Annotated in this window: 21 protein-coding genes; 8 read left to right on the top strand and 13 right to left on the bottom strand. The window is 60.6% G+C overall.

The genetic code is table 11. The features are described 5' to 3' along the window. Positions 1-35 precede the first annotated feature (35 nt). The 8 genes from ACOYW0_RS16120 to hcp all read right to left on the bottom strand — a co-directional run bounded on the left by ACOYW0_RS16120 (position 36) and on the right by hcp (position 7,736). On the bottom strand, positions 36-248 hold the full coding sequence (locus ACOYW0_RS16120) for a heavy-metal-associated domain-containing protein (protein WP_482414853.1): 213 nt from the start codon (positions 246-248) through the stop codon (positions 36-38). Positions 249-258: 10 nt separating this feature from the next. Further along, a complete protein-coding gene (locus ACOYW0_RS16115; protein WP_482414852.1) occupies positions 259-1,092 on the bottom strand; it encodes a 4Fe-4S dicluster domain-containing protein in 834 nt (277 codons plus the stop codon). Positions 1,093-1,121: 29 nt separating this feature from the next. Further along, positions 1,122-1,481 (bottom strand): cupin domain-containing protein, encoded by a 360-nt coding sequence (locus ACOYW0_RS16110; RefSeq protein ID WP_482414851.1) that lies wholly within the window; start codon positions 1,479-1,481, stop codon positions 1,122-1,124. Positions 1,482-1,507: 26 nt separating this feature from the next. Next, positions 1,508-1,930, bottom strand: coding sequence for a hypothetical protein (locus ACOYW0_RS16105; protein ID WP_180137036.1), 423 nt, complete (start codon positions 1,928-1,930; stop codon positions 1,508-1,510). A gap of 156 nt (positions 1,931-2,086) precedes the next feature. After that, positions 2,087-4,051: an anaerobic carbon-monoxide dehydrogenase catalytic subunit gene (cooS, locus tag ACOYW0_RS16100; protein ID WP_482414850.1), complete on the bottom strand. Its 1,965-nt coding sequence runs from the start codon at positions 4,049-4,051 to the stop codon at positions 2,087-2,089. Between the two features lie 464 nt (positions 4,052-4,515). After that, the gene (locus ACOYW0_RS16095) at positions 4,516-5,259 is read right to left on the bottom strand and encodes an ATP-binding protein (protein ID WP_482414849.1); all 744 of its coding nucleotides are present in this window, start codon (positions 5,257-5,259) and stop codon (positions 4,516-4,518) included. Between the two features lie 61 nt (positions 5,260-5,320). Then, a complete protein-coding gene (locus ACOYW0_RS16090) occupies positions 5,321-5,992 on the bottom strand; it encodes an HD domain-containing protein (RefSeq protein ID WP_482414848.1) in 672 nt (223 codons plus the stop codon). A gap of 130 nt (positions 5,993-6,122) precedes the next feature. Continuing rightward, positions 6,123-7,736, bottom strand: coding sequence for a hydroxylamine reductase (gene hcp, locus ACOYW0_RS16085; protein ID WP_482414847.1), 1,614 nt, complete (start codon positions 7,734-7,736; stop codon positions 6,123-6,125). Positions 7,737-8,027: 291 nt separating this feature from the next. On the opposite strand from hcp, the gene ACOYW0_RS16080 reads away from it, so the two are divergent. Further along, the gene (locus tag ACOYW0_RS16080) at positions 8,028-8,714 is read left to right on the top strand and encodes a Crp/Fnr family transcriptional regulator (RefSeq protein WP_482414846.1); all 687 of its coding nucleotides are present in this window, start codon (positions 8,028-8,030) and stop codon (positions 8,712-8,714) included. Positions 8,715-8,858: 144 nt separating this feature from the next. Here ACOYW0_RS16080 and ACOYW0_RS16075 read toward each other — a convergent pair whose 3' ends face one another. The 3 genes from ACOYW0_RS16075 to ACOYW0_RS16065 all read right to left on the bottom strand — a co-directional run bounded on the left by ACOYW0_RS16075 (position 8,859) and on the right by ACOYW0_RS16065 (position 12,043). Next, on the bottom strand, positions 8,859-10,208 hold the full coding sequence (locus ACOYW0_RS16075; protein ID WP_482414845.1) for a multiheme c-type cytochrome: 1,350 nt from the start codon (positions 10,206-10,208) through the stop codon (positions 8,859-8,861). A 179-nt stretch (positions 10,209-10,387) separates the two neighbouring features. Next, entirely contained in the window at positions 10,388-10,960 is a 573-nt protein-coding gene (locus ACOYW0_RS16070) for a cytochrome c3 family protein (protein WP_482414844.1), read from the bottom strand. Positions 10,961-11,566: 606 nt separating this feature from the next. Then, on the bottom strand, positions 11,567-12,043 hold the full coding sequence (locus ACOYW0_RS16065) for a ferritin-like domain-containing protein (RefSeq protein WP_482414843.1): 477 nt from the start codon (positions 12,041-12,043) through the stop codon (positions 11,567-11,569). 971 nt (positions 12,044-13,014) lie between these two features. Here ACOYW0_RS16065 and ACOYW0_RS16060 point away from each other — a divergent pair. The 5 genes from ACOYW0_RS16060 (at position 13,015) to ACOYW0_RS16040 (ending at position 18,445) form a co-directional block, all read left to right on the top strand. After that, positions 13,015-13,188, top strand: a complete 174-nt coding sequence (locus tag ACOYW0_RS16060; protein WP_482414842.1) for a hypothetical protein — start codon at positions 13,015-13,017, stop codon at positions 13,186-13,188. Positions 13,189-13,337: 149 nt separating this feature from the next. Further along, positions 13,338-14,657 carry a cytochrome ubiquinol oxidase subunit I gene (locus ACOYW0_RS16055; RefSeq protein WP_482414841.1) on the top strand — a complete coding sequence of 440 codons (1,320 nt, stop codon included), beginning with the start codon at positions 13,338-13,340 and terminating at the stop codon, positions 14,655-14,657. 50 nt (positions 14,658-14,707) lie between these two features. Further along, entirely contained in the window at positions 14,708-15,727 is a 1,020-nt protein-coding gene (gene cydB / locus ACOYW0_RS16050) for a cytochrome d ubiquinol oxidase subunit II (protein ID WP_482414840.1), read from the top strand. Positions 15,728-16,146: 419 nt separating this feature from the next. Next, on the top strand, positions 16,147-16,926 hold the full coding sequence (locus tag ACOYW0_RS16045; protein WP_482414839.1) for a hypothetical protein: 780 nt from the start codon (positions 16,147-16,149) through the stop codon (positions 16,924-16,926). A gap of 253 nt (positions 16,927-17,179) precedes the next feature. Then, complete coding sequence (locus tag ACOYW0_RS16040; protein ID WP_482414838.1) at positions 17,180-18,445, top strand: pectin acetylesterase-family hydrolase; 1,266 nt, start codon at positions 17,180-17,182, stop codon at positions 18,443-18,445. 103 nt (positions 18,446-18,548) lie between these two features. Here the strand turns inward: ACOYW0_RS16040 and ACOYW0_RS16035 are convergent, their stop codons facing one another. Both ACOYW0_RS16035 and ACOYW0_RS16030 read right to left on the bottom strand, forming a co-directional pair. Continuing rightward, entirely contained in the window at positions 18,549-19,751 is a 1,203-nt protein-coding gene (locus tag ACOYW0_RS16035) for a hypothetical protein (RefSeq protein ID WP_482414837.1), read from the bottom strand. A 67-nt stretch (positions 19,752-19,818) separates the two neighbouring features. After that, positions 19,819-21,609 carry a VTT domain-containing protein gene (locus ACOYW0_RS16030; protein ID WP_482414836.1) on the bottom strand — a complete coding sequence of 597 codons (1,791 nt, stop codon included), beginning with the start codon at positions 21,607-21,609 and terminating at the stop codon, positions 19,819-19,821. Positions 21,610-21,987: 378 nt separating this feature from the next. Here ACOYW0_RS16030 and ACOYW0_RS16025 point away from each other — a divergent pair, with 378 nt between their 5' ends. Together ACOYW0_RS16025 and ACOYW0_RS16020 are read left to right on the top strand one after the other, a co-directional pair. Continuing rightward, complete coding sequence (locus ACOYW0_RS16025; protein WP_482414835.1) at positions 21,988-22,860, top strand: PhzF family phenazine biosynthesis protein; 873 nt, start codon at positions 21,988-21,990, stop codon at positions 22,858-22,860. A gap of 109 nt (positions 22,861-22,969) precedes the next feature. After that, positions 22,970-24,064 (top strand): NADH:flavin oxidoreductase, encoded by a 1,095-nt coding sequence (locus ACOYW0_RS16020; protein WP_482414834.1) that lies wholly within the window; start codon positions 22,970-22,972, stop codon positions 24,062-24,064. The last annotated feature ends 238 nt before the right edge of the window (positions 24,065-24,302 follow it).

Genomic DNA, 24,302 nt, shown 5'->3' with positions numbered 1-24,302 from the left:
CAACGTATCCCGGCCACCCCGGGCCCCGGTTAGTCTCACGCCATGGTGACGGAATAACCCGCCGCGGTGATGGCCCGCCTGACCCTCTCCACGACCCCTTCGTCGTCCACCTCAAAGGTGACGCAGGCCCCTTCGAGGCTTACCATGACGTTGTCGGTCCCGGACACCGCCTCCACGGCCCGGGTCACCGCGCCGGCGCAATGCATGCAGTTCATGCCGGCCACTTTCAACTCACGCCTCTCAGCCATCTTCTCCTCCTCACCCGGCAGCCCGTGAGCTTCCGACGGCGGTCAGGGACCTGTCGCGGAAACGCAGCACCACCTCATGAAAGTCAGCCTCGGTAAAAAGGCGGGAAAACCGCTCTCCGCCGGTGCTTCGGGCCTTGTAAAAGGCCACGCAGTGCCGGACGATGTCAAAGGCGGCTTCTTCATCAAAGATCCCGGGCACCTCCATGGCAAGGCGCGGGTGGCGCCCCAGCCGCCCACCCAGAAGGACGCGATACCCCCTGCGGAGCCCCACCAGGGTTCCGGGTTTGCAGACCGCAACACACCTGCCGCAGACCAGGCAGCGCTCCATGTCCAGCACAGGGCCTGTGTCCGACAGGGTCACGGCCTCTTCGGCGCAGGCGGTGACGCAGGCACCGCACTGGGTGCACGGGGTCTCCGAGGTTTCCGGTACCATGGCCCCGATGATGCAGATGTCCCGAATCTGGGGCTGCGAGCAGGCGTTGGGACAGTCGGCAAAGGCCACGCGCAGCTCATGGTGAAACTTGAGCTTGCCCTTGACCCGCTCCCGGAGAAACCCGAGGATGTCCTCGGCCTCTAAGTGCGCCTTCACCTTCTCCTGGAGCCCCCTGCTCCCGCAGGCCTGCCGGGGACAGCCCCCGTCGCCGAAACAGGCTTCCACCTGAAAGCCTGCCACTTCATCCTCCATTTTGTTTAAAAACCGCGCCCGGGTCCGGTTGACCTCCTTCAAGGTCACCACGGCCACACCGGCCTCTGCGGCCTCCTCTTCCACACGGGTTTTCACCCGCTTGCGGACAAAAAACGGCACCTTTTTGATCGCTGCTTCTGCTTCTGGAGTCCACTTCATGCTCAATCCATTTCCTTGGAACGGCCGCATCACAACGTGCCGATGGTTTTTGGTTTTTTCACCACGGTCAGCAGCATCTTAAACGGGGTCAGGGCCTCAAGGGCGTGGGGCACGTCTTTGGGCATGACCACCGATTCTCCGGTCCCAGCCTCCAGGACAGCACCGTCGATGTTGATCTTGACGCGCCCGTCCAGCACCTGAACCAGGGCATCTCCGGGGGCGGTATGGGCGCTGATCTCCTCGCCCTCGTCAAAGGCAAACAGGGTGATGACCACCCCGGGGGTGGTGGCCAGGGTCCGGCTCACCACCTGATTCGGCGCATAGGAGACCAGGTCTTTCATTACCACGGCACAGGACATCTCAATGTTCTTCATCAGCTCGTCGCTCATGGGTTTCACTCCTTCGTATGTATAGATCAGGCAAACAGCCCGTTTGTCGTCCCCTTATGGGCCCCGATCAACTGGGCTTCGTCCTCGTGGACGGGTCGCCAGTGGACCGTATAGAGTCTCTCCTTGCCCACCATGGCCCCTTCGTTGAGGGTGGCCACATCCATGGCGGTCCCTTCCGGGTAATACTCCACCCAGAGCACCTTGTTCAACGTAAGCCCGAACTCCTGACAGATGGACTGGGCAAAATACTGAAAATGGTTCCGCACGTTGAACCCTTTGCCCGTATCGGCAAAAAGGCAGATTACGGGCTTGATATGAAACACCCCGTCCGGCGTGGTGTCGGACAGGTCGACAATTTTCACCCGGTAGGACCCGGGCCACCAGCTGACCGGCCGCTTTCCCGAGCTTGTCTTTCCCGACCAGGAGTAGATGCCGTCATATAAAATCATGGTTTTTTCCTGCATGGGTTGTGCCGCTGGGCCCTGTTGAGACCCAATCGGCGAATTCTAAACCTTGCGGCGGGATGCCCGATCGGGCATCCCGCTTTGAACAACACTGTCTTCCGGGCACAAGGCGCCCTCCAGCGCCCCTGTGCCCGCGTTTTATCAGGCCAGCTCCCGGCGTGAAGCCATGTCCGTCAAGACGCGTTCCCGTGCCTTGTCAATGCCGAGTTCTTTACGTTTTTTGTCGATATGGGCCACCATCATGGCGGCCATCTCATAGGGATCTTTGGTGACGCCCCACTTGCCCAGCCCCTGATTCTCCAAACCGCCAAAGAGGAGGTCGTGGAATTTGGTCTCCTTTACCGTGGGAAAGCCCACCCCGAAGACCGTGAACACTCCCGAGGCCACAAAGTACTGGCCGATGGCAACGGCCTTTTCGCTCATCCACTCGGGTGCGGCTCCGGCCACGGGCAGATCCGCGATGGAGTCACCCAGGCCGCCCTGGTTCACCATGGCCGTGGCGGCGATGAGGATCCGGGTGTTGTCCACGCAGGAGCCCAGGCCCAATACCGGCGGCATGCCCACGGCCTCGCACACCTCACGGAGGCCCGGCCCGGCAAGGACCGCTGCCTCGGGCACGGTGAGCCCGGCCTTGGCCAGGGCGATCTGCGAGCACCCGGTCTGGATCACCAGCACGTCGTTTTTGATGAGTTCCTTGACCAGCTCCACGTGGACCCAGTCCTGTTTCACCCGCGGGTTCACGCAGCCCACGACCCCTGCCACCCCTCGGATGCGGCCGTTGATGATGTTGTCGTTCAAGGGGGCGTAGCTGCTGCGGAAGCTGCCGCCCAGCATGTAGTTGATGTACTCGTGGGAGAAGCCGTGGATCCCTGAGTTGACGATCTTGGGAATCTCCACGTCCACGCCCCGGTCTCCGAAGCGGGCAATGGCCAGGGTGACGATCTCGTCGGTGCACTCCCTGGGAACATGCTCGTCGAACTCGATGTGACGGGCCCCTTCGATGTGGCAGCGGGGGTTGGTGGTGATGAGGTGGGTCTTGTAGCACTCGGCGGTTTTCACCAGGCCCTGCTGGATGCACTGGATATCCACGGCCATGGCGTCCACGGCACCGGTCACCAGAACGGGCTCGGTGCTCATGAAGTTTCCGGCATGGGGCACGCCGTGGCGGGACATCATCTCCGCGCCGGAGCAGCACATGCCCACCAGGTTGATGCCCTTGGCACCCTTTTCCCGGGCGATCTTCACCAGGGAGGGGTCACTCACGGACACCAGCATGGACTCAAAAAGGTTGGGTTCGTGGCCATGGACAATGACGTTGACGTGGTCCTCTTTAAGGACCCCGAAGTTCACGTCGGCCTGGACCGGAGAGGGGGTTCCGAACATGATGTCCCCAAGCTCCGTGGCCACCATGGAGCCGCCCCACCCGTCGGCCAGGGCCGCCTTGCTGATGGCCTTGGTGATGTTCTCGTAGTGCTGGTCGCACCCCATGTGGGTCCGGCTCATGATGCCCAGCACCTCGATCATGGCACCCCGGGGGACGATATCGAGCTTGCGCCAGGTCTCCAGAGTCTTTTCAGGAACGCGCTTGGCAAAGGGAATCTCCCCTTCGGTCTGGGTATAGGTCTTCTCCAGCTCGTCGGCCAGGGCCAGGGCCTTCTCCTGGACGGTCATGCCGTCCACGTCCAGGCCAAGCTCCGCGCACAGGGCATCGAGTTTATAGGGATCTTTGATGGTGTAATCGGTGATGGTGCCGTTGGCCACGCCCTTGAAGAGTTCCAGGACCGCCATGCCGTGGTCGTTATGGGCCGCAGAACCCGAGGCCACCATGCGGGCCAGGTTCCGGGACTGAATGGTATCGATGGTGGCGCCGCACACCCCCACCTTGCCGTAGGGGTCCCTGGCGTTGAGGCGGCAAGGCCCCATATAGCACATCTTGCAACAGGCCGACTCCGCCCCTATGGGGCAGGGTTTCATCTCAGCGGCCCGGTCAAAAGCCACCACCACGCCGTCTCTTCTCGCCTTTTCGAGCATGCGGCCGGTGGCCTCGCACTGGGTCACCTCGTTGATGGGAACGGCCTTCTTGACCTTCTTGTCCAATTTTTCCATAACTCACTCCCCTGGGCAGCCGGCCGATATCGAAGACGGGGATGGAACCTGGACCGGAGTGGCGCGGCCACCGGATCTTGGTGTTGAGCCTGCTTCTGCAGACCGATTGATTGGGAGGGACATGGAAATCAACAAGGGGAGGACAGAAAGGCTGTTTCGGTCTCACGCAGCCAGGATCACCGACCGTCGGCGTCATCGCCGAACCGGCCGCAACCTCCGTATGTCCTCGTTCATCGTTTCCGAGTCCCTGACATCATGTCTCATTCGAAATACAAACCAGATCGAGCGGGAGAACAGGTGAGGCTCAAGGCCTCACCTGTGTCACCGATACGGAGATCTTACCGAAACAATTGCATGATTCGTGCCGATGGGGGTATATTTCACAATACCCCACCGGGATCATTTTCTCAACATGCGTTGCGGCATGGCAGCCCCTGCCTTTGGGACAAAAGGCTAAAAAAGGCCTATCCTTTGATGCGTCCGTCAAGGGCGACGACCACCACTTCCACGGGAACATCCACGCCTGCGAGCTCCATCCCCTTCTTGACGATGGTGGGGAGCCCCGAACAGCAGGGAACTTCCATGATGAGCACGGTGACGCTCTTGATGCCGGCAACGGAAAAAATGTCCCGGAACTTTTCGATGTAGCTCTGGGCGTCGTCGAACTTGGGGCAGCCCAGCATCACCTTGCGGCCCTTGAGATAGGTGGTGTGAAGGTCAGGGTACGAGACGGGCACGCAGTCGGCGGTCACCAGGATGTCCGCCCCCTTGAGGAAGGGCGCCGTGGGGGGAATGAGACGAATCTGTACCGGCCAGTGAGACAATGCCGAGACACCGGACACCTGATCCTTGGGCACATTGGCCTTCTGGCAGGCCGAGGGGTCCGAAAAGTCCATGAGGGCCGCAGACGGACAGCCGCCGGGTCGGGGCGCGGGCTGGGCAGCCCCTTTGTCCGCGGTCTCTTTTGCGGCCAGGTGGGCGTGCACCGCCTCCTCGTCAAAGGCATCGGCCTCGCGGGTCACAATGTGCAGGGCGTCTTCGGGGCACTCCCCGATGCAGGCCCCCAGGCCGTCGCAGAGCAGGTCCTTGATCACCTTGGCCTTGCCGTCGATGATCTCAATGGCCCCTTCGGCACAGGCAGGAACACAGAGCCCGCATCCGGTGCATTTTTCTTCGTCGATTTCGATGATATTTCGCATGATTTTCATGGTCATTCCCCTTTGTATCGTTACGCCGCTGCCGGCGATGTTATCTTAAGCGTGGTGGTTCTTACGGTCGCACAAGGACCCTGCGGGCCTCGTCCACGGCCCCGGCCGTCTTCAGGCGGCGAGCCAGTCCCTCTTCAAAGGCCGCCTCGTCCAGGGGGGATCCCCCGCACCGGTCCTCTTCATCGGCGATGCGGCGGGCATCCTCAAGGATCATCCGGTTCGTATCCGCCTTGTGGTCAGGGACATCCCCTTCCAAAAGGGCTGTCACCTCGGTGATGAGCCCCTCCGGTGCGGTAATGGCCCCGAGCACCTCCCGGGCCTCTTCCCGGGAGAGCGCGGCCAGGTACGCCCCGCAGAGCAGGACCGCAAGATCGGCCCCGGCCTCGCGGGTGGCGATCTGCTCGGCATGGGCGGCGAGTCGCGCGGCCCTGCCGATCCTGGCAAAATCCTTTCCACACCGTTTTTTCACTTCAACGGCCACCCGGTCTTTGATCAGGTTCCGTTTTTCCGCCAGCAGCTCCGGGGGTAACGAGCCCAGACAGGCGTCGGCGAACTGACAATAGGAGGCGCAGCCAAAGTCGAGCTTCGGATTGGCCAGCCGCTTGCCGCACCCCTTGCAGGTGCGCATGGTGTCGTCCTTGAAGAACTCCACCGTGGTCCCGCACTCGGGACAGTCGGCCTCAAAGATGGCACCGTATCCCCAGTACTGGGTATCCTGACCCGGACATTTCATGGCACACCCCCTTTGATTCGGGCGGTTTCCCGCCCGGCGGTCATCTCAAACAAGGCGCCCCGCCCCCTCATCCGGTGCGGGGCGCCTTGGGTCCTGAAGGTGATCGCGTGGTGCGATCACCTGGTTTTGCCTATCCCAAAGCAGCCTTCAGGTCATCCTCAACGGTGCCCGTGGGGGCGATGTTGAAGTTCTCCACCAGTACGTTGAGCACATTGGGGGAGATAAAGGCCGGCAGGGAGGGCCCCAGTTTGATGTCCTTGATCCCCAGGTGAAGCAGGGAGAGCAGGATGACGCAGGCCTTCTGCTCGTACCAGGAGAGGATAAAGGAGAGGGGCAGATCGTTGACCCCGCAGTCAAAGGCCTCGGCCAGGGCCATGGCGATGCGCACGGCTGAGTAGGCGTCGTTGCACTGGCCCACGTCCAGGAGCCTGGGGATGCCGCCGATGTCACCGAGTTTCTTGTCAAAGAAGCGGAATTTGCCGCAGGCCAGGGTCAGCACCACACAGTCCTGGGGGATCTGCTCCACCATCTCGGTGTAGTAGTTTCGGCCCGGCTTGGCGCCGTCACAGCCGCCCACCAGGAAGAAGTGACGGATGGCGCCGCCCTTCACCGCGTCGATGATCTTGTCGGCCACGCCGAGGACGGCGTTTCTGGCAAACCCGACCATGACGGTGTCCTTGTCGGTGTCCGCCGGGAACCCTTCGCTGGCCAGGGCCTTTTCAATCACCGGGGTAAAATCCTTGCTGTCGCCGATGTGGGACACGCCGGGCCATCCCACCAGTCCGGTGGTAAAGATGCGGTCGTTGTAAGTCTCCTTGGGCTTCTGGATGCAGTTGGTGGTCATGAGGATGGCGCCGGGGAAGGCGTCGAACTCCTTGGCCTGGTTCTGCCATGCCGTGCCGTAGTGACCGTAGAAGTGGTCGTATTTCTTGAGCTCCGGGTACCCGTGGCAGGGAAGCATCTCACCGTGGGTGTAGATGTTGATGCCCTTGCCTTCGGTCTGCTTGAGCAGGATCTCCAGGTCCTTGAGGTCGTGGCCGGAGACGAGGATCGCCTTGCCCGCCTTGGCGCCCAGGGGCACCTCCGTGGGGACGGGGTGGCCGTAGGTACCGGTGTTGCCCGCGTCCAGCAGCTCCATGGCGCGGATGTTCACCTCACCGCACTTGAGGCAGAGCCCCACCAGGTCGTTGACCCCCAGGGTGCTGTCCAGGGTGGCTGCCAGGGCTTCGTAGACAAAGGCGAAGACCGCGGGGTCCTTCTGGCCGAGGATGGCCGCGTGGTCTGCGTAAGCGGCAAGGCCCTTGATGCCGTACACGAGGAGCTCCCTCAAAGAGCGGATGTCTTCATCCAGGGTCGGGTCCGCATTGATCCCTACGCCTTCGCCCAGGGCCACCAGCTCGGCCTGACTCTTGCCGGCACAGGTGCAGGAAGCGCCTTCGAGGCTGAGGCCGGTCTTCTCTTTCAGTACCTTGGTGTATGCCTCGCACTCGGCGATGAGCTCCACAAAGCGGGCCGGGTCAAAATCCACGTTGGTGAGGGTGGAAAAGACGGCCTCACAGGTGAAAAGGTCCATCTTCTCATCCCGGTAGCCCATCTCGGCGGCCTTCACCGCGTATAGGGAGAGGCCTTTAAGGGCGTGGATCAAAAGGTCCTGCAGGGCTGCAACCTCAGGCTGTTTTCCGCAGACGCCAATCTTGGTACACCCGGTTCCCTTAGCCGTTTGCTCACACTGAAAACAAAACATGGTGGTCTCCTCGCTCATTTTTTTATGGTTGTTGTCTCTATCGGACCCGAGTCATGCCCGCCGGCATTTTTTCCTTCACCAGGCGTCTGGGTCATTGTTGGTTCGTGTATGCCGAGAAAGCCGCTTTGTCGGCAAAGGGGCTTTCTCCGTCGTGATCCCAACCTACCCCACTGCCCGTCCCCGTACCTTGACTTAGGTCAAGGAGCGTGCAAAAACAGAAAAAATCGTGGTCACTGTTTAAATCAGGTCCGACAACAAGTGGGCCCTTCACCGCACAAGAGATGTATGCCCATGTCCCGATCCATCCCAGCCATCCTCGCCTCGGTTCCCCTGTTCAGCGGACTGGAACCCCACGACCTGGACCTCCTGGCCGGCCTGGCCATTCAGAAGCAGTACCGGAAAGGCGAACTCATCTTCTCCGACGGAGACCCCGGAGACGGGTTCTACATCGTGGCCGACGGCCAGGTGAAGGTCTTCAAGGCCTCGGCCGAGGGCAAGGAGCAGATCCTCCACGTCTTCGGTCCGGGGGAGCCCATCGGGGAAGTGGCCGTCTTTGCAGGCATCCCCTTTCCGGCCTCTGCGGCCACCCTGGCCAAGACCACCCTGCTCTTCTTCCCCAGGGAGGCCTTCATCCGCCTCATCGCCAAGGAACCGGCCCTGGCCATGAAGCTCCTGGCTGTCTTGTCCATGCGCCTCAAGCAGTTCACCGTCCAGGTGGAAAACCTCTCCCTCAAGGAGGTGCCGGGACGCATCGCCTCCCACCTGCTTTTCCTTGCCGGAGAACAGAACAACCGGGAAAAAGTGACCCTCACCATCTCCAAAGGCCAGCTGGCAAGCCTTCTGGGCACCATCCCCGAGACCCTCTCCCGAATCCAGGCCAAGATGGCCTCCGAGGGACTCATCCGGGTTTCCGGACGCGAGATCACTATCCTGGACGTGGAGCGCCTGGAGGACCTGGCGGAAAACGGCAAGCTGTAGCCAGGGGCCGCGGTCTCTTTCTTTCCAGGGCGATGCCCGGGCCGAACGTCTCCTCCCTTGACGTTTCTTACGCACGATCCGTGCCACACAGAAAGGGCGGCCCCGCATGCGGAACCGCCCTTATGTCTCCGACGTTCCCCACTATCAGAGGGGCCCGGTGCTCATCACTGGGCTCAACGGTTCGATCTTGTTGGCCTTCATACGAAAATCATACAGGTCCTCCATGTCCTTGTAGACCTGAAAGATCTGGAAAAACCCGTGCCAGTGGGCATAATCCGGCCCGCCCATGGCTGCGCCGTGACGCGCCCTTCTGCCCGTGTGGTGCCAGAGGTAGTACATCAGCTCCTGGAACCCGTCTTTCCAGGGATCGTCCTTCAGGAGTCCCTTGGCCTGCAGGCCCTCTTTCATGGCCACGGCCTTGTCCCAGTAGAAGTTGTACAGCTCCACCGTGCTGTCCAGGGTGTCCCGCTGGGCCTTGATATGGCTGGTCCCGTGGCAGTTGGCGCACACCTTCTTCATCATCTCCTCGCCTTTTTTGCCGTCCCCCCGGACCCCGCTCCTGAGCTCGCTGCGCGCATGAACCAGGTCCCACTTGAGCCGCTCGTTCACGTTATGGGAGGTGGCCAGCTCGCCGATACCGCTCATGTGGCAGGTGGCGCAGGTGGGGGCGGTATAGTCCCCGGGTTCCCAGGTATCCGGGGCGCTGTCCCACTCCCATTCATCCCCGTGGGCCAGGAACATCTGCCCGTGCTTGCTCTCGATATAGATCTCGATGTTGGGGTGGTCCGGGCCCAGGTGGCAGCTGGCGCACGCCTCGGGTTTCCGCGCCTCGGAAATGGAAAAGCGGTGGCGGGTGTGGCACACCGTGCAGTTGCCGATGCTGCCGTCCGGGTACCGGGTACCGACACCTCCGGGCCAGGTCTCCTTGATGGGCTTGTTGTCGGGTCCCACCTCCACCTGGGTGCCGTGGCACATCTGGCAGCCGCTGGACCGTGCGGCCCGGTTGGAAAAGGAACCCAGGGGGTTGCCGATGAACTCGGCCCCTTCGTAATGGTACATGAGCTTCAGGAACTTCTCGTTTTCCACCACCGGCGCCGAGGCAAGCTCCGCGTGGCCGCTCTTAAGAAACTGCTCCACCTCCACGGGGTGACAGCGGCTGCAGGTCCCGGAGGAGACCATGGGGGAAATAAAGGTGTCCGTCCCTTTGAGCCCCTCGCACTGGGAGGCCATGGGCGAGCGCTTGGTCACGGTGTGGCAGTCGTAACACGAGACCCCGGCATGGGCCATCTTGCTGAGCTTCCAGCCCTCCACCACCCCGGGGGTCTTGGCCGCATGGCATTCGATGCATGCCAGGGCCTCCTGGCTGTAGCCCCGGACAATCTTGAATTCCTTGGTCGCCAGGTCCGGATACCCGGTCTCCGCAGCCCCGTGGGCAACCATCCCCGTTAGAAAAGCAAAACCCCACAACAAAACCCGTCTGCCTGAATTCAACATGAACACCTCCTCACATTACTTTGGGTTTGCATCAACACGCGTGTCGTATGAACATTGCGGAGCCGTCCCCAGGGACAACGGCCTTGTGGAGACTGCCCTCTGATTGGCACAGGAAGCCCCCAACGGAGCCGAAAAGCCCATAAGGGAACCATAAAAAAAGGCAACCGTTTCCGGTTGCCTTACATGGCCTTGCCTTTGGAGAAATATCGTTCCACCATATCCAGCATGTCCCGGTGGCCAACATGGGGGTGGCACTTGGAGCATGTCATATCCGTCTCGCCGCGCAGCTTGGCCCGATGGGCGATAAAGCCACCCCGCCTCATCCCCGGAGGGGTCAGGTCCATGTGACAGGCCCTGCAGGCGCTGTCAAACGTAAATTCCTGGCGGTTGGCCTCAGCTTTTCCTGCCCAGTCGTAGGTGTAGGGATCAATGGACAGGTGGTTATAGATATGACCTGCTCCGGTTTTGGCCTTGATCACAAGGTACTGGATGTAGTTGTCGTGGGGCAGGTGACAGTCCACGCACTGGGCCACCACGCCCCGCGGGTTGCTGCCGCCGTGGACAGAGGCACGCCAGGAATCCCGGAAGGGATGCATGTAATGACACCGGACACAGAAGGTGTCGGTGTTGGTGGACTCGATCATAAATCCTGAGGCAAGCACCAGAAGCACCGTCGCCATAATGCCGAAGCCTGCTCCCCACCCCAGGATTTTTAAAGGGGTCTTTCCCGTGAGCCACGCGGGTCGGGTCATACCGTGCCTCCTTCATGCATGTCACCGGAAACGCCGTCGCCCGTGATTCAGGCGACACGGCCGGTCTCGTCGTGGATTCAAAAAAACGGCGGACGCATCAAGAACACCGGGAGGCAACGCCGCATAAAATAACGTCACCACCGGCACAAGCAGAAAAACCGGCACCGATTGCAGGGAGTAACACGCCGGAGGGGAGTGGCAGACTATCTCAGGAGGAGGAAGAAGGGGCGTTGGCAGCCGGTTGAGGCATGATTGATAATCATTCTGGAAATTTATCCTTTTTACAGCTTTTTTTCAAGGAGAAGTTATCCTGTCACGATCCGGATTGCTGTCACCGCAGGCAGCCCTGTTGGGGACAAAGCCCTTGAAACGTCCGACAAACAAATGTGGTGGCGGCGCAGCCCGAATCGATGGCCTTGCGCTCTGACCCGACGTGAACCATAGGAGGCACTCCTGAATCATTGCTTTATGGGTCTTCAACCGTGACAAACCGAAAAAAAAACACCTGCCCCCTTTCACGTGCCATGGAAAGGAAGCAGGTGCCTTGAAATCCGCATATCCGGGGAGTCACCCTCAACGGGCCGACAGCCCCCCGGAAGCCGTCACTTACTTGCCGTTGGCAAGAAGACGGCCGGAAAGAAGCTTGATGTGCTTCATCTCTTCTTTGATGATGTCGTCGATGCGGGCTTTGCCACGGTTTCCGGCGACCAGGTCCTTCATGCCGAGGTAAAAGACGATGGAGTCTTTTTCCGCGGTAATGGCGCCTTTGAGGATGCCCTCCATGGAGGAGAGGTCCATGGCCTTGTCATAGAACACGCGGGTGTCGGCAAGGGCCTTGAGGTACTGAGCCGCTTCCCCTTCGGGATCAAAGGTTACCTCGGCCTTGTCGTCGGCGCTCAGCTCTTTTCGCAGGCCGGCAAAGGTCACTTCGTGGTCGTCTTCCATGGCGGCCAATTCAACGAGGAAGTCCTTATCATCTGCGTTGGTTACCGCCTCGGCTGCATCGCGGTAGTATTTGGCTCCGTTGCGTTCAATCTGCTCTGCCATCTCGAAAATTTCGTCTGCATTAAAACCCAGGCCCATCTCTCTTCTCCTTAAAGAATGGTAAATGATCACGTGTCGAAAGCGAAGAACCGATTCGCCTTCAAACCGATTAGACGTCTGCTGCATCTCCGGCTTTGTCTGATGACATCGAGTTCCCCGCGACGCTGACAATCTCAGGCCGCCAGGCCCCGGAGCCGGAGTTTCTTGTGCTTCACTTCAAGGGACAATTGTTTCAAGATTCGTGCCACCCAATGGGTACGGCGCAGCGGCACGAACCGTCCCGGAAAAAAACGGGGCATCCAAAGCCCCTAATATTCCGTCAGTTAGCCGCCTCTGTTTCAGACACATATATAATTCCTAACCCGAACAAGTCAAGTCAGTGCGCTATTTTTCGCTTTCCGGCGTTACCAAGCAGGGCACCAAAAGCGACGACCTGCCCTGTCCATGAACCATCGCCCCTGTTCCATCCATTAGAAAAATGAGACATTCCAACCGGCCGCCGGTCCCGAGAAGGACGCCTTCCCCCCTGCCCCGCCAAGGGCTCCCCGACAGCGTTCTTCTTTAACCCATCCGAAATGTTTAGAAAAAGGACGTATCGCATATGCGACCCGGCCTGTCTCAAAAACGATTCGAGACAGTAGCGTCTCCGGCCCAGCCGGGGTCGCATCACCCCATCCCTTCGAGATTGCAGCAAAAAAAAGCATTTTCCCTTTGCACCCCATGGTATTAAGCCGTATGATTCCCCTGTTGGACAGACGGACCGACCGCTATTCGTTTTTTATCCCAATCCGCGCACCCAACGGTGTGGTTGCTTTTGACCGACCCCAGTTACCGGCGACCGAGCCCCTGCCTGCGCTCATTTTTGGCACATGTTTTGCTTTTCTTCCTGGCACTCGGTTCGCCGACCCGTTTCGTCCCTGTTTGAATGCAGAGGCCCGCACCGTTGACACCGCCGGGCCCACCCACAATGAACGATGGTTTAAGAGCCACTTTCACTTAAGGAGGCACCCATGAACACCACCCAACATTGTCCCGGGCACGAGCCCTTTAAAAGCATTCAACCCATTGAAGTAACCTGCAAAAAATGCGGGACCGTCAATGAGGTCTTCTCGGACGAGGTGGAGAAGACCCACACGTGCCGTTCCTGCAAAGAGGTCCTGGATGTGAAAAACACCGCAGGTTAACGCGCACGAGGACAAACCGACCCGCGACGGCTTCGCATGGCCCCCTTTGGCAAGGCACGCGAAGCCGTCTGTGCGGAGGCGACGTATACACCACTAACTTTAATTATAAAGATTTACCTTGACCTGGACCCGGCTGTAAGGAGGAATTCATGGATGTCGTAATGCTCTCCCGTCTGCAGTTCGCCGCTGCGACCATGTTCCATTTTCTTTTTGTCCCATTGACCCTGGGGCTCTCCGTTCTGGTGGCCATCATGGAGACCCGCTACGCGAAAACAGGGGATGAGACCTGGCTTCGCATGACCAAATTTTTTGGCAAACTCTTTCTCATCAACGTGGCACTGGGGGTGGTCACCGGCATCACTCTGGAGTTCCAGTTCGGCACCAACTGGTCCCGCTACTCCGAATATGTAGGGGACGTCTTCGGCTCCCTCCTCGCCATTGAGGCCACCGCCGCCTTTTTCCTGGAGTCCACCTTCATCGGTATCTGGATCTTCGGCTGGAAAAAGCTTTCGGCCAAAGCCCACGCCACGGTGATGTGGCTGGTGGCCCTGGCCGGCTCCCTCTCCTCGGTGTGGATCCTCATCGCCAACGCCTGGATGCAGAACCCCGTGGGCTACACCATCCGCAACGGCCGCGCCGAACTCACCGACTTCATGGCGGTCATCACCCAGAAGTATGCCTTGCTGGAGATCTCTCACACCCTGTCGGCCGCTTACATGTACAGCGCCTTCGTTGTCATGGGCATCAGCGCCTGGCACCTTCTTAAGAAGCAGAACGTGGAGCTCTTCACACGAGCCTTCCGCCTCGGCCTGATCTTCGGGGTTTTCTCCGCTATCGTGGTGGCCGTCTCCGGCGACATGCACGGGGTCAACGTCACCAACACCCAGCCCGCCAAACTGGCTGCCATGGAATCCCACTGGGAAACCACCACCCGGGCTCCCTCCTTTATCCTGGCCATTCCCGATGAAAAGAACGAACGGAACCTCATCGAGTTCGGACGCATCCCCGGCCTCTTGAGCTTCCTGGGCAAGCATGACTTCAACGCAGAAATCATCGGCCTCAAGGACATCCCCAAAGACGAACGGCCCCCGGTCCTCATCACCTCCCTGGCCTTCCGCACCATGGTGGGCAGCGCCACCCTGCTGATTTTTCTCACGGTGTGGGCCTTTGTCAAACGCAACAAACTCCTTGAGAGTCGCAGGCTCCTCACGGCCATGGTCCTTGCCATTCCCCTGCCGCTGCTCACCATCGAAGCCGGATGGGTCCTTACCGAGGTGGGGCGGCAGCCCTGGATCGTTTACGGCCTCATGAAGACCTCCCAGGCAGCATCGCCGGTGGCCTCGTCCCAGGTCCTGGCGAGCCTCATCGGGTTTATCGTGGTGTACGGCCTCCTGGGCTTCGTGGGCTTCTGGCTCATGATCAAGCACGCCAAAACCGGCCCGGCACCCGCACAGGAAACCGCCGCTTAAGCTGAAAACGCAGCACACATCTTCAGAATTGAATTAGGGAGGATATATTCATGGTTTTGCAGTCAACGTGGTTTTTTCTCTGGGGGCTCCTCTGGGCCATCTTTTTTATCACCGACGGATTTGACTTCGGGGTTGGCACTCTCTACCCCTTCCTCGGCAAGAGCGAAACGGACAAGCGCACCATGGTGGCCGCCATCGGCCCCCTGTGGGACGGCAACGAGGTGTGGCTCCTCACCGCAGGGGGCGTTACCTTCGCCGCCTTCCCCACGGTGTACGCTGTGATGTTCTCAGCCCTGTACACGCCCCTGATGCTCATCCTGTTTGCCCTGATCATCCGCGGCGTCTCCTTTGAGTTCCGGGACCAGATCGTCAGCCCGGTCTGGACAAGGGTCTGGGACACCACGATCTTCATCGGAAGCTTTGTACCCGCCCTCCTCTTCGGAGTGGCCTTTGCCAACATTTTCCAAGGGATCCCCTTCAACGGAGAGGGTGTCTACGAAGGCAACCTCTTAACCCTGTTGAACCCCTACGGCCTGGCCGGGGGCGTTCTCTTCGTGCTCCTCTTCACCCTCCACGGTGCCCTGTGGCTCTGCATCCGCACCGAAGGGGACCTCCAGGCACGCACCATCCGCACGGCACGGATCCTCTGGCCCATCCTCCTGGTGGCCGCCGTCACCTTCCTGGGCGCCAGCTGGTTTGCAACGGATCTCTACGGCAACTACCTTGCCCAGCCCGCGCTCTTTGTGATCATCGCCATCACCGTGGCGGCCCTTGCGGCCATCCGGTTCTTCATCGCCAAAGAAGCCTGGTTCAAGGCGTGGTTCGCCTCCTGCACCACCATCTTCGGCGCCACCTTCTACGGCATCGTCGGCCTCTTTCCCAGCCTCTTTCCCTCCAGCCTGGACGAGGCCTTCAGCCTCACGGCCTTCAACGCCTCATCCAGCCCCCTGACCCTGAAGATCATGCTCACCGTGGTGCTCATCTTTATCCCCCTGGTCATCGCCTACCAGGTCTGGGCCTACAGCGTCTTCAGCCACAAGGTCACCGAGGAGGATTTTTACGCCCACTAAGACCGCAACACATTCCGCTGACCCAAAGGCCATAATAAAAAAGCCCTGCACGCGTGCAGGGCTTTTTTTGCAGGGCAGACGCATTTAGATATTTGCCTCCGGCGGCCCTGCCGGGGGCCAAACTTTTGAAAAGTTTGACAAACAGGTCTTGCTCACTTATCCAGAAACCTTCGCGAATGCCCTCACCCTGAGGAACGAAGGGAGAGGGCATTCGCAACCTGGGGTCCAGGGGTGGCGAAGCCACTTAGGCTAAAAATCCCCTGGCCGCCGGAGGCAGGCTTTTCTTGCCCACTTTAACCATAGAAGGCACGCTTTTTTGGTTGCAGTTGCCCTTCTCTGTGCTATGAGCCGTAGGTGCCGTCAACTGACCCGGCACCACAGGTGCTGCCAACCCCGAGCCAGCTGAACCAGGAGAGACCATGGACGCCTTGCAGAACCGATTCACCGCCATCCGCAACGCCCTTGAGGCCACCATCTGCACGGTACAGGGGGTGGAGGTCATCGAAAAAGCCCTCATGACCCTGGCCGGCAACCCCGAGGTGCTGCGCCTCGCCCCGGAAGCCGAAACCTGGCGCAACCACCTTGCCGAAGCCCGGGTCGACGGAGACACCGAAGAGCAAGAGTATGCCCTGCTGGAGCTCTACCGCACCCTCCACACCGCAGGCGCCGGATACACCGAAGAGGAAAAAAAGCAGCTGGATGAGCAAAAGGGCCTCCACGGCCTCTCCGGGGGCCTCCTGCCCCTGCTCATGACAAAGGAGCTTGTCTCCCCGGACACATGCATGGCCGACCTCGGCGCCGGAAACGGCCTCCAGGGTCTCCTCCTCCAGTGCCTTTGCCCCCACCGCCACACCCTGCAGGTGGAACTCTCCAAAGGGCACCTGAGCGCCGGGCGCCTCTTCCAACGGATCCTGGGCATTGCCGACCACCGCGTCTCCTGGCGCCACGGGGACCTCTTTGCCACCGATCTCTCCGGCGTCACCCTCCTTTACCTCTACCGCCCGGTAAGGCCTTCGGAGACAACCCTTCCCCTGTACCGAAAACTGGCAGCCACAATAGGTGCCATGGACCAGCCCATCCACCTTGTAAGCGTGGCCGATTGCCTCACCCCTCACCTGGATCCCCCGGTGTCTCCCCTTTACGACGACGGCTTTGTCACCATCATGGCCGTTGAGCCGCGGGCATCCCTAACGAAATGAATCAATTGTTGATTTTTTCATTTGAACGGCGTTTAATAGACCAAATGCAATTCATCCCATTCCTCAGCCGCCCGGGCCACACACTGCCACCGGAGCCTCCCCCCCGCCCATGACATGCCGTGCACACGCGACATGAAAGAAACCGGCTCCCTGTGTCATCCCCGTTCAACACCCGGCGTCGGCCCTTTCAGGGCGATCTTCGGACCCTTCCCGCGTGGGCACCCCACCAACCCAAAATCAGGAGAATGTAGCCATGCGCAGATGGTCCGTTATCCCTTTTTTGGTCATCGTGCTTTTGCTCCCCTTCCTTTTCGGGGGCTGCGACGAGGACATCAAGTACTACCAGTGGAACCTTGTGCAGCTTGAACCCGAGGGAGACGTGGAGTATGTGTGCGGAAACGGGTCCCCTTACAAATTCTTCGTCAACCCGTCTTTGACCAGTGACAATGTGCTTATCTATTTTGAGGCCGGCGGGGCCTGCTGGGACTATCCCAGCTGCTCGGGACAAAGCGGGATCCGGGGTGCGGCCAACCCCAACGGCATCCCCGACGACTACATGGACGGGTTCTCCATCCCCGCCATCATGTCGCCCTTTATCTTTCGCGCCCACCCCTGGGAGCGTGTGGACACCCAGGGCTGGACCATCATCTTTGTTCCGTACTGCACCGGGGACATCTTCATCGGAAACAACACCGCCACCTACGAATCCGAGGATTCCGATGAGAGCCTGGAGTGGCACCACAACGGCTACACCAACACCCAGGGAATTATCAACTGGATGACCAATGGGCCCTTCAAGGACCACTTCGACTCCATTCCCAAGCTCATGGTCAGCGGATGCAGCGCCGGAGGCGCCGGCTCCATCCTCAACTACCACTTCATCCGCAAGGGCCTGGGCGACCGCGTGGGCGAGGCCATCCTCCTCAACGACTCCGGTCCCATCTACTCCACGGCCGAAGACTCTCCCCAGTTCTCGTTGCCCCTGCACACCAAGATCCGCAGTGCCTGGAACGTGGACAGCGTCATCGACATCCTGGGCCAGGACATCCCCGGTGATTTCGACGCCGATGACTACGGCAGCTTAAGCGTTGCCCTGTCTCGTCAGTATCCCGCCGACAAGCTGGCGCATACCCAGTTCACCATGGACGGCAACTACTCGGGCTACTCGTACGAGCGGTTCTACGACTACCCGCCCAAAGAAGAGATCCACGCCATGTGGGCCGCGGACCAGGGCTACCTCATGGCCATGTACGACGACCTCTTTGCTGAAAACGGCAACATCGGCTATTTCGTCCCCTACTACCGCCCCTTCAACGACAGCCACTGCTCCTGCATCCTCTCCTTTGACGACACCGACATCACCGGCACGGGCATGAACGTGGGAGACTACGCCGATCGCCTCATCAACGACGGGGCCGGCATGGCCGCCATGCAGTACTACGAAGAGCCCACCGAGGAAGAGCTCAACAGGCCCTACCCCCTCTGGAACCTCCTTGACCTGCTCATGGGCGCTCTGTAAGGCACGGAACAGACAACGTAACGATTCACCTCAGGCCCCCGGCAGCCCTGCCGGGGGCCTGCTTTTTCCCTGAGCCCTTTTGTCCCTGTGGTTCCTTCGGCCCTTACCCGTTGGCCTGCTTGGTTTCGATCCGATCCAGGGCCCGCGCTTCCCGCTCCGGAATGGCCTCCAGCCGTTTCTTGAACTGCTCCAGCAAAAATTGATGCTGGGCCAGGTCCCGCTGGCTCATCTCGCCCTTATGCTCCTTTAAAATCCACTCCAGCATGGCGATGCTGTCCCGTGTCAGAAGGGCCTGCTCGTCGTAGTAGCTGTGGACCTCGTCCTCGGAGGCGATGTTGGCGCTGATGCGTCCGAAGAGTTCGTTGCGGGACTTTTTCTCCTCCTCCCGCTGCCACCGCTCCTCCTCGGTCTGGGGCGGAATGGCCAGGTTGTCGGGAAGGCTTGCCCGCATGCGGTCCATGTCCGGCATAAAGGGCTCCTGCTTTTCAGGCTCCCGGGCCACCGGTTTCTCACCGGTTTCTCCGCTTTGGGCCTCGACCGCACTGCCGTGCTGACCGGCCACCGTCTCTTCAAGGGCCGCTGTATCCATCCCTTGTTCCGGGACATCCCCTTTGCCCACGACCATCCGGGCCCCCAAGGTCAAAAGAACACCTGCCACCAAACCCACTGCCACCCAGCCGATACGCGCCATGTTGCCTCCTGTCGTTGTGGTCCGGTCCATGCCCCTTTGTTTCATGGTCCGCGTGCATGCCAGAACCAGAAGGTTGGCAGCCACGGCAGCGCCGATGCCCAGGGCCAGAGTCCAGAAGAAAAACAGCCTGGGCATCAGGTAATAGGAGACATCCAAAGGGGTGTTGAGCCAGAGTTGATTGGAAAAAAGAAGCGGGTGAAACAGGTCCCGCCAGAAGGTGGTAAAAAACGGAAAGATTCCCGAAAGCAATGGGAACAGAACAAGGTTGACCAGGGCACTGCCCCTGAGCAAAGACGGGGTCGCGGCAAAGGCAAGACTGAGAAGGGCTGCCGCCGCGACCACCGCAGCAAGATCCAGCCGGTCCCGGGCTTCTGCCAGGTGACGGCGCTCTTTGGCCGTCCATGCCCCATGGGCAAGGGCCCCGCCATGGGAGAGAAAAGAGGTCAGCTCCCGGACCAGAACCCTGGGCGGCCCGGCTTTCAGGCGCACGCAGCGGCCGTGGATCCCGCAGGCGGCATCGTACCAGAACGGCGTGTAGACAACCGCTGCCAGGGGGACCCAGAAGGTAAGGTAAAACAGAGAGACACCGGTAAGCAAAGCCCGAGCACGCGCCATACCCCTCCTTTCATCCGCTTAACGCACCGGTATCATAGCCCCTTACAACCTGTTTGTCGAGGCCGTATCACGGAGCCTTCTTCCAGAAACGCTTCACGAGAAAAGGAATCGTGCCCACGGCGCACAAAAGGAGAAATCCCCCGACAAAGGGCGCAGTTATCCGCCCCTGGAGAAGGTCCAGCAGGGAGCTGGAAAAGAGAATAAAGGCAAGGGTGGCGGGAAACATGCAGACAACGGTGGCCGCCACGTAGTGGGAGAGTCGCACCCGGGTCAGCCCGAATGCGTAGTTGAGGAGAACAAAAGGAAACACCGGCACCAGGCGGGTAAAGGCCACCACCTTCCACCCCTCCTCGGCCACCTTGCGGTCCAGGCGCTCCAGGCCGGTGCCCGCCACCTTCCCGCGCACCCAGTCCCCTGCCAGGTAGCGGGACACAAGAAAAGCCAGGGTGGCACCGCCCGTGGCCCCCACCATGGTGCAGGCCAGCCCCATGACCGGACCGAACAGAAGACCTGCGGCAAGGGTGAGGGGACTTGCCGGAAGAAGCAGGCAGGGCCCGATGCAGTAGAGGGCCACAAAGATAAGGGGCGCGGCAAGGCCGTAGCCTTCCACCCATTGCCTCACCGCCTCCGGGGCCAAAGAATCCGTGAAGCCTGAAATTTTCAAAGCGGCTGCCATGCCGATGAGGGCCATGAGGATCACCCCCTTGACCCACCATGCCCCCTTTGGGCCGCCGCCCATGGAGACGTGCCGCTCACGGGTCACTGCAGGCTCCGAGATCTTTTTCACCCGCCTTTTGAGCCCCAGGCGGTGAAGATAGGTCAGAGGGCTCCCGGTGGCTTTGGGAATCGTGTTGCCGTCATTAAAAAACAAATCCAGGAGATGCCGGGCGCCTCCCCGGCCGCCGAGACGCGAGGCGCACCCCGAGCAGTAGGTGAGGACCGCCTCTCCGGCCCGATCCCCTTGAATCCTCTGCCGCCAGGCTTCGGCATGGCCGGGACAGACCGCTCCCACTGCGCCCCCCTCCCCGCAGCAGAGGGTCCGCCTGCCGCTGCGGGCAGACTCCACCAGGGACACCCCGCTTCGCAGGGCCAGCTCCCGGGTCGCCCCGTGGATCCCTTCTTCAAACCGCACCGCACAGGGATCGTGCATCCTCAACGCCCCGCTTACAGATGTTGGGACAAGGTCCGCGTCCCCTGCCATGAGCTCATAGACACTCTGGGTCTCAAGGCCCGTGCCGTAGTGATGAAACACCTTGAAGCAGTTGGGGCAAGCCACCACCACGCGGCGCACGCCCCGATCCAGAAGCCAGCGGTGCAGCTCCCCAAAGGCGTTCTCAAAGGCCCCCTGCCGCCCCAGGTCATGGGAGGGCTTGGTGCAGCAGTCCAGAACCAGGCCCGCCTGGGGGACCTGTTCCCTGATGTACTGCCAGACGCGAAAGGTCTTGTGGGACCGCGTTCCCGACAGGCCGCACCCCGGAAAAAAGATCGTATCGCACCCTTCGGGCAGATGGGCCCAGGTAAACCGTTTGGACACCCCCCGGGCCTCGTAGGCAAGCAGGCGCGTGTAAGGCGACAAATCCACCTTGCCGCTCTCCGCCGCTTCCCGCCGTAAGGCAAGAAAAAAGGCCGCGGGATCCACCCCTTCCGGACAGACCGCCGTGCAGAGCCCGCACAGAGAGCAGAGAAACGCCAGGCGAAGGGCCTCCTCCGGCCGGGTCTCCAACAGCTCCCGAATCTCCAGGGGGCTTCCGTGCTCCTTTAAAAAAGCGCACCCCACCCGGCACTTGCCGCAGCCGGTGCACCGGGGAAGAATGGATTGGGAAGGGTCGGAAAAGGATCGCAGGCTTCCTGTTTTCACGAAAATGGTCTCTCCTGTCATGGTAAGGGGAATTCAGGGGTAAACGGTAGAATGGTGTGGGCGCCCCCCGGATGTCAAAATGATAATATCAATGACATCAGCGCCAGCCATTGAGAAAAGCAGACGTCTATGGCAAAGCCAGCATTAAAAGCATGCCTCCGGCGGCGAGGTGAGCCACCTCGAAAGCATATTGCCCTTGCGCTTTGTCCCTCGTTCCTCGGGCCAAAGCGCAAGGGCCTTCGACTCGGGCTTCGCCCGGCATAAACCTTGATGATTTCTGCGGGCTGGATCACAAGCTTCGACGCAACAGGAACCGTTGTTGTTACTTGTCCATGTTTCTGCTTTTCCCCGTTGCTCCGGCATGCTATCAAAATAAGTATGATGCGACTCTTTCTTCAGCAAGCCTATACCGACGCCGGGTGCGGTGGAAACGGCGCAGGGGTGGCGATTTTCGCCGACGACATGGACGAGGCCGCCATGCAGGCCCTGGCCCGCAACGTGGGGCTCTCGGAAACCGCCTTTGTTTCGGATCTCTTGAGCAGCTGCCCTGTCATCCGTTATTTTACCCCGGTGGCTGAGGTGGATCTCTGCGGCCACGCCACTGTGGCGGCCTGGACTGTCATGGCCCACCTGGGCCTTGTGCGGCCGGGACGACATCGTCAAGGGCTCAGGGAAGGAGAGATCAGCGTTACCCTGGATAACTCCGGGGCGGTGTGGATAGATCAAAAACCCCCTGCCTTCAATCCGATACTTGATCCGGCCCGGGTGGCCCCCATCCTGGGGCTTGCGCCCGAGGACCTCACCGCAACGGGCCTGCCCATCCAGCCCGTCTCCACAGGCCTCTCGGACATCCTGGTCCCCCTGCCCTCACGAAGGCTCCTCGAAGCGGTCGTCCCGGACCTCGGGGCCATGGCAGCCTTTAACACCGAAACCGACACCGTGGGGTTCCACCTCTTCTGCATGGAGCCCCGGAACCCCGCCCATACCGCATGCTGCCGGAACTTTGCCCCGGCATACGGCATTGATGAGGAGTCGGCCACCGGAAGCGCCAGCGGAGCCCTGGCCGCCTACCTGTGGATGAACGGTCACCAGCAGGAGCGCTACATCTTCGAGCAGGGACACGCCATGGGCAGCCCGTCCCGCATGGATGTCCTCCTTGCCTGTGATGAGAAAAGACCCACCAGGGTCACCGTGGGAGGATACGGCGGCACCCCTGTGGAAAAGACGGTTCCCCCGCCGACATCGGGTTGACCTTCCGTGGCCGGACAAGGGACGCCACATTTTTATTGGCGTGATCACAACCATTTGATATAGCTTCATCAGGATAATTGATATCTGATACACCAGACAGGAGATCGCAATGCACCCCCTTTTCGACCCCATTACCATCAACGGCATGACCCTTGCCAACCGCTTTGTCCGGTCCGCCACCTGGGAAGGGATGGCCGGGCCCGACGGCTGCGTTACCCAACGGCTCATCGACTGCATGGCCACCCTGGCCGACGGCGGTGTGGGCCTCATCATCACGGGCCACGCCTTTGTGGAACTCGAAGGCAAGGCAGGCCCGAAACAATTGGGTATCCACGACGACGCGTTTCTCCCCGGGCTCACCAAGATGGTGGAGGCGGTCCACGCCCGCAACGGGAAAATCGTGGCCCAGCTGGCCCATGCCGGAAGGCGCGCCAACACCGACGAGTCGGGCCGTCCCCCCCGCATCATCTCCGTCACCGGCGCCGAAGAGCCCCCGGTAAAAGAGATGGGTCCCTGCGATTTCAAGCTGGTGGTCACCGCCTTTGCCGAGGCAGCCGTCAGGGCCAAAAAAGCCGGTTTCGACGGGGTGCAGATCCACAGTGCCCACGGCTACCTCCTCAGCCAGTCCCTCTCGCCCCTGGAAAATCGTCGCAGCGACTGGTACGGCGGCCCCGTGGAGCACCGCATGCGCTTACTCCTGGAGGTCACCACCGCCATCCGTGACGCCGTGGGCCCCGACTACCCGGTGCTCATCAAGCTCAACAGCGCCGACCACGTCAAAGGCGGCTTTACCCTGGACGAGGCCTGCGCCGTGGCCGTCCGTCTGGCCCACGAGGGGATCGACGCCATCGAGGTAAGCGGCGGCACTCCGGAAAGCGGGGAGCTTGCCCCCATCCGGCCCCGCATCGACGCCCCGGAAAAGGAAGCCTACTTCCGCGATGCAGGCAAAGCCGTCAAGGAGTCGGTGCAGGTCCCCGTGATGCTCGTGGGCGGCATCCGCTCCCTTGAGACCGCCCTTGCCATGCACGATGAAGGCCGGGCCGACCTCATCAGTCTCTCCCGCCCCCTCATCCGGGAGCCCAACCTCATCGCCCGATGGGAACAGGGAGACACCGCCCCCGCCCTGTGCAACTCCTGCTGTCGATGCTTTGTCCCGGCCCGAAGGGGGGACGGCATCCGCTGCATGGCACGGAAAAAAGGATAAAAAGACGCCTCCGGCGGCCCTGCCGGGGGCTAAACTTTTAAAAAGTTTAACAAACAGATCTTAAAGTTTCGTCTTGAATGGATTCCGTTATAAACGTTGAATGTGACTTTTCCCGACGGACAAAGCGCATTTGCATCCTGCGTTCAGGGCATTTAATTTAAGTGGTTACTCCACCCTTGTCACCGGCAATTATTCCGTTAAAACTCAAACGAGTCTGAGAACGCCCGCGTCATGTTTT

The organism is Desulfoluna sp. HI9BLuna, from assembly GCF_056829775.1.
This window is presented reverse-complemented; position numbering and strand designations above follow the sequence as displayed.

What these genes read in the sequence shown, in the direction of transcription:
- ACOYW0_RS16020 (WP_482414834.1), top strand. Translation starts at nt 22,970, where the DNA reads ATGCACCCCCTTTTCGACCCCATTACCATCAACGGCATGACCCTTGCC.
- ACOYW0_RS16120 (WP_482414853.1), bottom strand. Translation starts at nt 248, where the DNA reads ATGGCTGAGAGGCGTGAGTTGAAAGTGGCCGGCATGAACTGCATGCAT.
- ACOYW0_RS16110 (WP_482414851.1), bottom strand. Translation starts at nt 1,481, where the DNA reads ATGAGCGACGAGCTGATGAAGAACATTGAGATGTCCTGTGCCGTGGTA.
- ACOYW0_RS16070 (WP_482414844.1), bottom strand. Translation starts at nt 10,960, where the DNA reads ATGACCCGACCCGCGTGGCTCACGGGAAAGACCCCTTTAAAAATCCTG.
- ACOYW0_RS16060 (WP_482414842.1), top strand. Translation starts at nt 13,015, where the DNA reads ATGAACACCACCCAACATTGTCCCGGGCACGAGCCCTTTAAAAGCATT.
- ACOYW0_RS16040 (WP_482414838.1), top strand. Translation starts at nt 17,180, where the DNA reads ATGCGCAGATGGTCCGTTATCCCTTTTTTGGTCATCGTGCTTTTGCTC.
- hcp (WP_482414847.1), bottom strand. Translation starts at nt 7,736, where the DNA reads ATGTTTTGTTTTCAGTGTGAGCAAACGGCTAAGGGAACCGGGTGTACC.
- ACOYW0_RS16035 (WP_482414837.1), bottom strand. Translation starts at nt 19,751, where the DNA reads ATGGCGCGTGCTCGGGCTTTGCTTACCGGTGTCTCTCTGTTTTACCTT.
- ACOYW0_RS16065 (WP_482414843.1), bottom strand. Translation starts at nt 12,043, where the DNA reads ATGGGCCTGGGTTTTAATGCAGACGAAATTTTCGAGATGGCAGAGCAG.
- ACOYW0_RS16075 (WP_482414845.1), bottom strand. Translation starts at nt 10,208, where the DNA reads ATGTTGAATTCAGGCAGACGGGTTTTGTTGTGGGGTTTTGCTTTTCTA.
- ACOYW0_RS16095 (WP_482414849.1), bottom strand. Translation starts at nt 5,259, where the DNA reads ATGAAAATCATGCGAAATATCATCGAAATCGACGAAGAAAAATGCACC.
- ACOYW0_RS16115 (WP_482414852.1), bottom strand. Translation starts at nt 1,092, where the DNA reads ATGAAGTGGACTCCAGAAGCAGAAGCAGCGATCAAAAAGGTGCCGTTT.
- ACOYW0_RS16105 (WP_180137036.1), bottom strand. Translation starts at nt 1,930, where the DNA reads ATGATTTTATATGACGGCATCTACTCCTGGTCGGGAAAGACAAGCTCG.
- ACOYW0_RS16045 (WP_482414839.1), top strand. Translation starts at nt 16,147, where the DNA reads ATGGACGCCTTGCAGAACCGATTCACCGCCATCCGCAACGCCCTTGAG.
- cydB (WP_482414840.1), top strand. Translation starts at nt 14,708, where the DNA reads ATGGTTTTGCAGTCAACGTGGTTTTTTCTCTGGGGGCTCCTCTGGGCC.
- ACOYW0_RS16025 (WP_482414835.1), top strand. Translation starts at nt 21,988, where the DNA reads ATGATGCGACTCTTTCTTCAGCAAGCCTATACCGACGCCGGGTGCGGT.
- cooS (WP_482414850.1), bottom strand. Translation starts at nt 4,051, where the DNA reads ATGGAAAAATTGGACAAGAAGGTCAAGAAGGCCGTTCCCATCAACGAG.
- ACOYW0_RS16055 (WP_482414841.1), top strand. Translation starts at nt 13,338, where the DNA reads ATGGATGTCGTAATGCTCTCCCGTCTGCAGTTCGCCGCTGCGACCATG.
- ACOYW0_RS16090 (WP_482414848.1), bottom strand. Translation starts at nt 5,992, where the DNA reads ATGAAATGTCCGGGTCAGGATACCCAGTACTGGGGATACGGTGCCATC.
- ACOYW0_RS16080 (WP_482414846.1), top strand. Translation starts at nt 8,028, where the DNA reads ATGTCCCGATCCATCCCAGCCATCCTCGCCTCGGTTCCCCTGTTCAGC.